Raw genomic sequence first — 9,441 nt, 5'->3', positions numbered from 1 at the left:
GGGCTCGGTGGAGCGGGCGCTGCGGGCGGCGTACGCCGGCTACGCCGACGTGGCGGACGGGGCGTTTCCCGACCTGCTGGCCCGCCTGCAGGTCCCGGAACCGGCCCCGTTGTAGTGAACGCCCGGCCAGCCTAGTCTGGAGGGGACTTCGAGTCCCCGGCAGCGGAGGCACACCATGGACGGGCCAGCACAGCACGGTCCGCACACCCTCGACGACGCACTGGGCCGGCCCCTGCGGGATCTGCGGATCTCCGTCACCGACCGGTGCAACTTCCGCTGCGTCTACTGCATGCCCAGGGAAGTGTTCGGCCGCGACTTCGTGTTCCTGCCCAAGGACCAGTTGCTGACCTTCGACGAAATCGTCCGGGTGGCCCGGATCGCGGCCGCGGAAGGGGTGGAGAAGCTGCGGCTGACCGGCGGCGAACCGCTGCTGCGGCGGGGGATCGAGGACCTGGTCGCCGGGCTGGCCGCGCTCCGCACGCCCGAAGGCCGTCCGCTGGACCTGGCGATGACGACCAACGGCTCGGCACTGGCCCGCAAGGCCGAGGCGCTCAAGGCGGCCGGGCTGTCCCGGGTGACCGTCTCGCTGGATTCGGTCGACGACGCCACCTTCCGCGCCATGAACGACGTCGACTATCCCGTCGCCGCGGTGCTGGAGGCCATCGAGGCCGCGGCCGCGGTCGGGCTGGGCCCGGTCAAGGTCAACATGGTGGTCAAGCGCGGCCAGAACGACGGCGGCGTCCCGGCCATGGCGCGCCACTTCCACGGCACACCCCACATCGTCCGGTTCATCGAGTACATGGATGTGGGCACGACCAACGGCTGGAACCTGGAGCAGGTGGTCCCGTCGGCCGAGATCGTGCGGCGGATCGACGCCGACCTTCCGCTGGAACCGCTGGCACCCCGGTACCCCGGGGAGACGGCCACCCGCTTCAGGTACCGCGACGGCGGCGGCGAAATCGGGACCATCTCCAGCGTCACGCAGGCGTTCTGCCACGGCTGCACCCGCGCCCGGCTGAGCACCGACGGGAAGCTGTTCACCTGCCTGTTCGGCACCGGCGGAACGGATCTGCGCGCCCTGCTGCGCGGCGGCGCGGACGACGGCGAACTGGCCCGCGTGCTGTCCGGCGTCTGGCGCCGCCGCTCGGACCGCTACTCGGAACTGCGCGGCGCCGAGACCGCGGGCGTTGACCCACGTTCCGGCAGGACTCCGGCCGGGACAGCTGCCCCGCCTGGCGCCGGCTGGCCGGGGCGGAAAGTGGAGATGCACTATATCGGCGGCTAGGGCCCCACTTATCCACATCGGCGCAATCGCCGGTGCCGTTGCAGCGGATGCGGATGCAGACTGGCTGGACAATTCAATCCATCGGCAAGAGGAGCCCATGGTGTGCGATATCTGCAACGGCATGACGCATCGGGAGGCCAGGGAGAAGACGCTGCAAACCATCGACAAGTACGGCTGGCAATGCATGATCGTCGAGGGGGACGCCGACAACACCGCTTTTGGCTACACCATCGGGCTGACCCAGGTTCAGCATCCCGAAATACTGCTGACCGGACGGGCCTTGGCGGAAACGCATGCCATTCTCAGCCTCTTGGCGCACCGGGTGCTGCACCATGGCCGCACCCAGGTGGCGGGGATGGAAGTACCGCTGCGGCCGCGGAAAGTGGCGCTGGCCCGGATTGAGCGGCCGGAGGATGTGCTCCTGGTCGCGGCAGATATTTACAAAGGCCGGCTGCGCGGCCTGCAGGCCATCTGGGCCGACGGGGAAGGGCTGTTTCCGTGGCAGCAGGACGTCCCGGACGTGCTGACCCAGCCCCTGTATGGAACACCCGCCCGTGCTCAGGCCGAAGCCGGGTTGAGCACGGGCGGTGTAGCAGGTTTAGCGGACCGTTGTCAGTGCCCGCGGGCAATCCACTCGTCGAGCTGCGGTGCCTCGGCGCCGATGCTGGTGGCATCGCCGTGACCGGTCTTCACCGTGGTCTCGGCCGGCAGCGTCAGCAGCCGCCCCTTGATCGACTCGATGATCGTCTCGAAGCTGGAGTAGCTGCGGCCGGTGGCGCCCGGACCGCCGTTGAACAACGTGTCGCCGCTGAACAGCACGTTCTGCGAGGCGAGGTGGAAGCAGACCGATCCGGGGGAGTGGCCCGGAGTGTGGATGGCCTGCAGCCGCGCCCCAGCGATCTCGAAGGTGTCGCCGTCCTCGATCGCGTGGTCGGGTGCGCTGTCCGGGAAGACGGCGTCCCAGAGCATCCGGTCGGCGTCGTGCAGGTAAACCGGTGCCTTCACCAGGTCCCGGAATTCACCGACGGCGCGGATGTGGTCGTCGTGACCGTGCGTGAGCAGGATGGCCTTCACGGTCCGGGAGCCGACGGCGTTGGCAATGGCCTGCGGATCGTGGGCCGGGTCGATGACGATGACCTCGGTGGCGTCGCCGACGATCCACACATTGTTGTCCACGTCCCAGGTGCCGCCGTCCAGCGAGAACGTGCCCGAGGTGACCAGGTTTTCGATTGCCGCGCTCATGCTACCTCCACCACCGAACGCAGCACCTTGCCCTCGTGCATCTTGTCGAACGCGGCCTCAACCTCGTCCAGCTTGATCCGCTCGGTGACAAAGGCGTCCAGGTCCAGGTTGCCCTGCTTGTAGTGGCTGACCAGCATCGGGAAGTCGCGGGACGGCAGGCAATCGCCGTACCAGGAGGACTTCAGCGAGCCGCCGCGGCCGAACACGTCCAGCAGCGGCAGTTCGATCTTCATGTCCGGCGTGGGGACTCCCACCAGGACCACGCGCCCGGCGAGGTCGCGGGCGTAGAACGCCTGCTTGTACGTTTCCGGACGTCCGACCGCTTCAATCACGACGTCGGCGCCGTTGCCTCCGGTCAGCGCCCGGATGGCTTCCACCGGGTCCTGTTCCTTCGAGTTGATGCCGTGCGTGGCACCGAGCGACTTGGCCAACTCGACCTTGTTGTCGTCGATGTCGACGGCGATGATCGTGGTGGCGCCGGCCAGCTTGGCACCGGCGATGGCGGCGATGCCCACGCCGCCGCAGCCGATCACGGCCACGGATTCGCCGCGCTTGACCTCGCCGGTGTTGATCGCCGCGCCGATGCCGGCCATGATGCCGCAGCCGAGCAGTCCGACCGCCGCCGGGTCGACGTCGTCGTCCACCTTGGTGCACTGGCCGGCGGCCACCAGGGTCTTCTCGGCAAAGGCACCGATGCCCAGGGCGGGGGAGAGCTCGGTGCCGTCCTCGAGGGTCATCTTCTGGGTGGCGTTGTGCGTGTTGAAGCAGTACTGGGCCTCGCCGCGCCGGCAGGCCCGGCACTCGCCGCACACGGCGCGCCAGTTCAGGATGACGCGGTCGCCGGGCTCAAGATCGGTCACGTCGGGGCCGACGGCGCTGACCACGCCGGTGGCTTCGTGGCCGAGCAGGAACGGGAAGTCGTCGTTGATCCCGCCCTGCTTGTAGTGCAGATCGGTATGGCAGACGCCGCAGGTGAGGATGTCCACCAGCGCCTCGCCCGGGCCCGGATCGGGAACCAGGATGGTTTCGATGGAGACCGGAGCATTCTTTTCCAGGGCCACTACTGCCCGAACCTTGTGAACCATGCGGGAGTGATTCCTTCCTAGCGAAGTCTGGCGAGGCCGTCGTCGGCCGTCCTGCCCCATCCTAGGAACAAAACAGGGGCGCCACAATTTCCAAAACGATTGTTATGGAAACTGCGGCGCCCCGTGGGCCCGCGGTCAGAATTCCGCCGGCGGAGCCTGCCGCTGCTAGACGCCCAGGCGTTCCTTGACCAGCGAGAGCGGCGGGTTCGTGGCGCTGCTGCCATCCGGGAAGAGCAGGGTGGGAACCGTCTGGTTTCCGTCGTTGAGCTTCTCGACGAGCTCCGCGGTGCCGGGGACCTCTTCGATATTGATCTCGGTGTAGCCGATGCCCTGCGCATCGAACTGGGTCTTCAGGCGGCGGCAGTACCCGCACCAGGTGGTGGAGAACATGGTGACGGTTCCGGCAGCAGGTGTGTAATCCAAGATGGCTCCTTCTGGTCTGAAAGCTTGTGTACATGTCAACGTCGCACCGGGCGCGGTCATTCCCGGCGCCTGGCGGCTGGACCATAATGGAGGCATGTGCGGCAGATACGTCATGGCCCGGAGCACCGGCGACCTGGTGGCTTCCTTCGACGTCGATGAGTCCTATGTCGAAGAGATCCAGCCTTCCTACAACGTGGCACCGACCGACGAGGTCCCCTTGATCATCGACCGCAAGCAGGCCGACGGCGAGGGAGTGTCCCGGAAACTCATCGTGGCCCGGTGGGGCCTCGTGCCGCCGTGGGCCAAGGACCCGCGCTCCGGCGCCCGCCTGATCAACGCGCGGATGGAGACCGTGACGGAGAAACCCTCGTTCCGCAAGGCGGCGGCCAGGAAGCGCGGATTGCTTGTTGCCGACGGGTATTTCGAATGGCAGAAGACCGAGGACGGCAAGATCCCGACCTACCTGCACGGCGAAGGTGAAGAGGCGCTGGCTTTCGCGGCCTTGTTCGAAAACTGGCCGGACCCGGCGCTGCCCGAAGACCACCCGGAGAAGTGGCTGCGCACCTGCACCATCATCACCACCCAGGCGGCCGATGCGCTCGGGCATATCCATGACCGGACACCGCTGATCGTTCCGCCCGGCCTCTATGCGGACTGGCTGGATCCGGAAACAACATCCGAGGCCGACGTGCGGCAGTTGCTGGACGCCATGCCCGAACCGCATCTTGTCCCGCGGCGGGTCAGTTCGAAGGTCAACAACGTGCGCAACAACGGGCCCGACCTCATCGACGAGGCAGCATGACTGCCGTCCGGCGGCCCGGAAGCGGGGATCGTGCCCTGAGCGGCGTCCCCGCAGCCATTGTGCGCCGGCCCCGGCTGCCGGAAGCTGGGATGGAGTAGCCGGACCCGCGCCGCCAAGGCGGGAACCAGGGGAGGAAACCATGCCCGGACAGTACGTGGCCAGTTCGACGGCGACGATTGCGGCGCCGCCGGACCGTGTCTGGTCGGTGATCACGGACCCCGAAGCCATCAGGGGATTCATGTTCGGCACCGACGTGCAGACCGAATGGAGCGTCGGCGGGCCCATCCGATGGCGGGGTGAGTGGGAGGGCAAGGCGTACGAGGACAAGGGCCAGGTGCTGGAGTTCGAACCCGGACGGCGGCTGGTCGTCACGCACTTCAGCCCGCTGTCCGGCCAGGAGGACCTGCCCGAGAACTACCACCGTCTCGTCTGGACGCTGGAGGAAGTTCCGGGCGGCACGGAGTTCACGCTGTCGCAGGACAACAACGAGACCGCCGAGGCGGCGGAACATTCCAAGCTGATGTGGGACAAGCTGGTCGGCGACGTGAAGTACCTCGCCGAGCACGAGGTCTAGGCTCCTTGGCCGCCGTACTGCGGCACGCTGGGCAGCCGTCGTGGGGCGGCCAGATTTTGTCAGTGCCCGAACCTACGCTTGATCTTGGATTCGAATACATATTCGAATAGAATAAGAGGGTCAAGTTCTTCGGCGGGCGTGTTGGCAGGGGCGCTCGCCGGGGATTATGACCCGTTGTCCAGATGAAAGGCGACTGGGACATGGGTGTTTTCAGTGAAGCAGTTGACGTTGTGTGTTCCCCTGCCGGACAGCCGCTCCGGCTGCGCTGGCAGGGCAGGAGCTACCGGATCGTCGCGGAACCGGTGCGTTGGTACGAACGCCGCAAATGGTGGGCGGAGGAACTGCGTGCGGAACGGGGCAGGGGCGCAGGGCTGGTGGACCATGAGATCTGGCGGGTGCAGGCGCGGCTGAATGGCCGGTCGCAGATCCGCACCCTGGACCTTTCCCATCAGGTGGATACCGGACGCTGGCGCCTGATCCGCGTCCATGATGCCGTCCGGGAGCTGAGCGCCTGACGGCACCGCGGTTCCCGCCGGCCTTTCTCCCAGCCCCCGGTTCGCCCCGGCAGTCCGCCGGATGCCGATCCTGAGACCCAACCGTTGTTTGGAATGTCCATGAGCTTCACCCACCTGCACGTATCCACGGCGTACAGTGCCCACTACGGTGTCTCCTGGCCGGAGGAACTGGCCGCAGCGGCCGCTTCCTTCGGAGCCGACGCCTTGGCCTGCACCGACCGGGACGGCCTCTACGGCACGGTCAAGCACCTGAAGGCATGCCTGGCCACGGGGATGGATCCGATAGTCGGCGTGGACCTGGCCGTCCAAGACGGCGGCGGCCGGGACACCGGCCGCGTTGTGGTGCTGGCCCACGGCGGGAACCAGGGCAGGGGCTACCATGCGCTCTGCCGCCTGATTTCTGAAGCCCATGCCGGCACAGCTGCCCGCGGGCGTGCCGGCAGCCGCCGGACGCCCGGCGTGACGGTGGATCAACTCGCCCTGCATGCCGGTATTCCGGACGGCGAACCTGCCCTGACGGTGCTGCTCGGCCCTTTTTCCGACGTCGGACAGGCGCTGCGCCGCCGCAGCTACGCCGAAGCCCGCCGGTTGGCCGGACGCTGGCGCAGCGGACTGCCGGCCGGGTCGCTGGCAGTGGAAATCGTCTCCCACCTGAGTGCCCCGGGGGAGAACCTCAGTACCGCCCACGCGGTGCGGATGCTTAACCTGGCCGGGGAGCTGAATCTTCCCGCAGTGCTGACCAACGCCGTGCGCTACTGCGAAGAGGACGGCGCCGCCACTGCTGATGTGCTGGACTCGGCGAGGGCGCTGACAGCCTTGTCCAAGCTGCCGGATCTGCAGCCGAGCGCCCAGGGCTGGTTGAAATCCCCCGACCGGATGCAGGCCCTGGCGCGGGAAATCGTGCAGGCAGCCGGCGGCGGAAGCAAGGACGTCATCCGCCTGCTGGCGACGACGGAAGCGGTGGCCGACCGGTGCCGCATGGATCCATACGAGGACATGGGGTTCAAGCGCCCGGTGGTCCCCGAAGCCTCCGTCATCGGGATCGACGGGGATCCCGTGGCCGAGCTGGTCCAGCGCTGCGAAACCGGCATCGCGGAACGGTTTGGCGGGATGTCCGGACGGGCGGAGAAGGAACTGCGGGACCGGCTGGCCCACGAGCTGGGCATCATCTCGCGGCTGGGCTTCGCCTCCTACTTCCTGACGGTGGCCGAAGTGTCGCGCATGATCACCGGGATGGGTGTGCGCGCCGCGGCCCGGGGGTCGGGTGCCTCGAGCCTGGTGAACTACCTGCTCTACATCAGCCACGTGAACCCCCTGGACCACGGGCTGATCTTCGAGCGCTTCCTCTCCCAGGACCGTTCCACCCTGCCGGACATCGACATCGATGTGGAAAGCGCAGAGCGGCACAACGTCTATCAAAAGATCTTCGACCGATTCGGCAGCCAGCGGGTCACCCTGATGAGCATGCAGAACGGTTACCGTGCCCGCGGGGCGGTCCGCGACGCCGGCTTGGCGCTGGGCCTGCCGGAGGAGGAGATTTCGGGCATCGCCAAACAGCTCTGGCGGTTCTCCGCGCGCCAGTTCCGTGAGGCGATGGCGGAGAAGCCGGAGCTGCGCGCGTTTTCCGCCCAGGTGGAGCAGAACCAGCAGCTGGACCTGCTGGTGGATCTGACCGAACGCCTGGACCGGCTGCCCCGGCATATCTCCATGCACCCCTGCGGCGTGATCCTGGGCGACAGCTCGCTGTTGGACCGCACCCCTACCCAGCCAAGCGGGCTGGGGCTGCCGATGAGCCAGTTCGACAAACACGACATGGACCCGATGGGCATGCTCAAGCTGGACGTGCTGGGCGTGCGGATGCAGAGTTCCATCGCCTGCGCGCTCAAGGAAATAGCCCGCATCCATCCGGACAAGGACGCCGTGACGGCAGCCGGCCGGCACCCGGTGGGCGAGGACGGAACCGGGCCCGACTACATTGCCGCGGACGGGACCATCAACCTGGAACAGGTTCCGCTGGACGACGAGCCGACCTACGAGCTGATCCGCAGCACCCACACCCTGGGATGCTTCCAGATCGAATCGCCGGGCCAGCGCGAACTGGTGGGCAAGATGGCCCCGCGGGACTTCAACGACCTGATTATCGACATTTCGCTGTTCCGCCCGGGCCCGATGCAATCGGATATGGTCCGGCCGTTCCTGGAACACCGCCATGGCTGGGCGCCGGAGCGCTTCCCGCACCCCGATTTGATTCCGGTCCTGAAGGAAACCCACGGCGTCACGATCTTCCACGAACAGGTCCTGCGGACCTTCGACGTCTTCACCGGCTGCGGACTGGCCAAGGCGGACGAATTCCGCCGGCTGCTGGGCAACGAGGAAGCCGAACCCGCGGTGGAGGAATACTTCCGCAGCGCCTCGCTGGGCCGGGGATATCCGCCGGAGGTGGTCGACACGGTGTGGGGCACGCTGAAGTCCTTCGGCAGCTTTGGCTTCTGCAAAGCCCACGGGGCCGCCTTCGCCGTGCCCACCTACCAGACGGCCTGGCTGAAGGCCCACCATCCCGAGGCGTTCCTGGCCGGATTGTGGCAGCACGATCCGGGAATGTACCCGCTGCGCCTGCTGGTGGCCGAAGCGCGGCGGCTGGGCATCCCGATCCTGCCGCTAGACATCAACCGCAGCACGGACCGCTACCAGGTGGAACGCGTTCCCTCCGGCTCCGGCGAAAAGCTGGGGATCCGGCTTAGCCTGACCGGCATCTACGGGCTCTCGGCGGCCGAGCTCAAACGCATCGTCGCCGGCCAGCCGTACGAATCGCTGGCCGACCTGCGCGCGCGGGCCAAGGTCGGCAAACCCGCGCTCAAACGCCTGGCCCAGCTGGGCGCCTTCGACGAGCTGAACCGCAGGACCGGCCAGCGCGGCGGCCGGGCGGCCAGCCGGACGGATCTGGTCTACCATCTGGACCAGCCGGACACCCGCCCGGTTCCCCAGCGCTACCAGCCCACCGAGGGCCAGCTGTCCCTGCCGCTGGGGGACCTGGAGCTGCGCCATCTGGTCCCGGTCTTCCCGGAACCGACCACTGTGGACAAGGTGCGCACCGAACTGGACCTGCTCTCGATCGACGCCAGCTCCCACCTGATGGAGAGCTACGCTCCGCTGCTGGCCCAACTCGGAGTCACCCAGGCCCAGGACCTGCTGCACCTGCGCAACGGGAGCGAAGTGATGGTGGCCGGCATCCGTGTGGCCACCCAGACACCGCCCATGCGCGGCGGCCGGCGGGTGGTATTCATCAGCGTGGACGACGGCACCGGCTGCGTGGACGCCACCTTCTTCCAGGAAGCCCAGGAACGCTCCGGCCCGCTGCTGTTCGGCACCGAGATGCTGCTCATCCGGGGCCTCACCCGGCGGACCGGCCCCCGGGGAATCGGGCTGCAGGCGCTGGAGGCATGGGACCTTTCGGACACCGCCAGCCTGCCGCTGCCGGGGCGCCCTGTTCCTGCCGGGGCCGCGGCAGGACGCGG

Annotated in this window: 9 protein-coding genes; 6 read left to right on the top strand and 3 right to left on the bottom strand. The window is 67.7% G+C overall.

Translation table 11 applies throughout. The annotated features are described in order from the left end of the window. Positions 1-175 precede the first annotated feature (175 nt). On the top strand, positions 176-1,285 hold the full coding sequence (gene moaA, locus AC5RV2_RS10930; RefSeq protein ID WP_494092347.1) for a GTP 3',8-cyclase MoaA: 1,110 nt from the start codon (positions 176-178) through the stop codon (positions 1,283-1,285). 97 nt (positions 1,286-1,382) lie between these two features. Beyond that, positions 1,383-1,967 carry a DUF4262 domain-containing protein gene (locus tag AC5RV2_RS10925; RefSeq protein ID WP_494092346.1) on the top strand — a complete coding sequence of 195 codons (585 nt, stop codon included), beginning with the start codon at positions 1,383-1,385 and terminating at the stop codon, positions 1,965-1,967. Here the strand turns inward: AC5RV2_RS10925 and AC5RV2_RS10920 are convergent. The 3 genes from AC5RV2_RS10920 to AC5RV2_RS10910 all read right to left on the bottom strand — a co-directional run bounded on the left by AC5RV2_RS10920 (position 1,898) and on the right by AC5RV2_RS10910 (position 4,035). After that, positions 1,898-2,527: an MBL fold metallo-hydrolase gene (locus AC5RV2_RS10920; RefSeq protein WP_494069115.1), complete on the bottom strand. Its 630-nt coding sequence runs from the start codon at positions 2,525-2,527 to the stop codon at positions 1,898-1,900. The two genes, AC5RV2_RS10925 and AC5RV2_RS10920, sit on opposite strands and share 70 nt — an antisense overlap. Further along, positions 2,524-3,612, bottom strand: coding sequence for an S-(hydroxymethyl)mycothiol dehydrogenase (locus tag AC5RV2_RS10915; protein ID WP_494092345.1), 1,089 nt, complete (start codon positions 3,610-3,612; stop codon positions 2,524-2,526). The genes AC5RV2_RS10920 and AC5RV2_RS10915 overlap by 4 nt, the downstream gene beginning before the upstream one ends. A gap of 165 nt (positions 3,613-3,777) precedes the next feature. Then, a complete protein-coding gene (locus tag AC5RV2_RS10910) occupies positions 3,778-4,035 on the bottom strand; it encodes a glutaredoxin domain-containing protein (RefSeq protein WP_127512700.1) in 258 nt (85 codons plus the stop codon). 94 nt (positions 4,036-4,129) lie between these two features. Between AC5RV2_RS10910 and AC5RV2_RS10905 the strand changes: the two genes are divergently transcribed. From AC5RV2_RS10905 to AC5RV2_RS10890, 4 genes are all read left to right on the top strand, one after another. Continuing rightward, positions 4,130-4,837: an SOS response-associated peptidase gene (locus AC5RV2_RS10905; protein ID WP_494092344.1), complete on the top strand. Its 708-nt coding sequence runs from the start codon at positions 4,130-4,132 to the stop codon at positions 4,835-4,837. 139 nt (positions 4,838-4,976) lie between these two features. Further along, complete coding sequence (locus AC5RV2_RS10900) at positions 4,977-5,411, top strand: SRPBCC family protein (RefSeq protein ID WP_494092343.1); 435 nt, start codon at positions 4,977-4,979, stop codon at positions 5,409-5,411. A 200-nt stretch (positions 5,412-5,611) separates the two neighbouring features. Next, on the top strand, positions 5,612-5,926 hold the full coding sequence (locus AC5RV2_RS10895; protein ID WP_493977563.1) for a DUF6504 family protein: 315 nt from the start codon (positions 5,612-5,614) through the stop codon (positions 5,924-5,926). A gap of 99 nt (positions 5,927-6,025) precedes the next feature. Beyond that, on the top strand, positions 6,026-9,441 hold a 3,416-nt coding region (locus AC5RV2_RS10890; protein WP_494092342.1), incomplete at its 3' end, for a DNA polymerase III subunit alpha.

Source organism: Arthrobacter sp. Y3225116, assembly GCF_059091245.1.
The sequence above is the reverse complement of the archived record's forward strand: the minus strand, read 5'-3'. Positions and strand labels throughout refer to the sequence as shown.

Excerpts from the sequence above, each read along its gene's own strand:
- AC5RV2_RS10895 (WP_493977563.1), top strand. The coding sequence starts at position 5,612 with ATGGGTGTTTTCAGTGAAGCAGTTGACGTTGTGTGTTCCCCTGCCGGA.
- AC5RV2_RS10905 (WP_494092344.1), top strand. The coding sequence starts at position 4,130 with ATGTGCGGCAGATACGTCATGGCCCGGAGCACCGGCGACCTGGTGGCT.
- AC5RV2_RS10920 (WP_494069115.1), bottom strand. The coding sequence starts at position 2,527 with ATGAGCGCGGCAATCGAAAACCTGGTCACCTCGGGCACGTTCTCGCTG.
- AC5RV2_RS10900 (WP_494092343.1), top strand. The coding sequence starts at position 4,977 with ATGCCCGGACAGTACGTGGCCAGTTCGACGGCGACGATTGCGGCGCCG.
- moaA (WP_494092347.1), top strand. The coding sequence starts at position 176 with ATGGACGGGCCAGCACAGCACGGTCCGCACACCCTCGACGACGCACTG.
- AC5RV2_RS10925 (WP_494092346.1), top strand. The coding sequence starts at position 1,383 with ATGGTGTGCGATATCTGCAACGGCATGACGCATCGGGAGGCCAGGGAG.
- AC5RV2_RS10915 (WP_494092345.1), bottom strand. The coding sequence starts at position 3,612 with ATGGTTCACAAGGTTCGGGCAGTAGTGGCCCTGGAAAAGAATGCTCCG.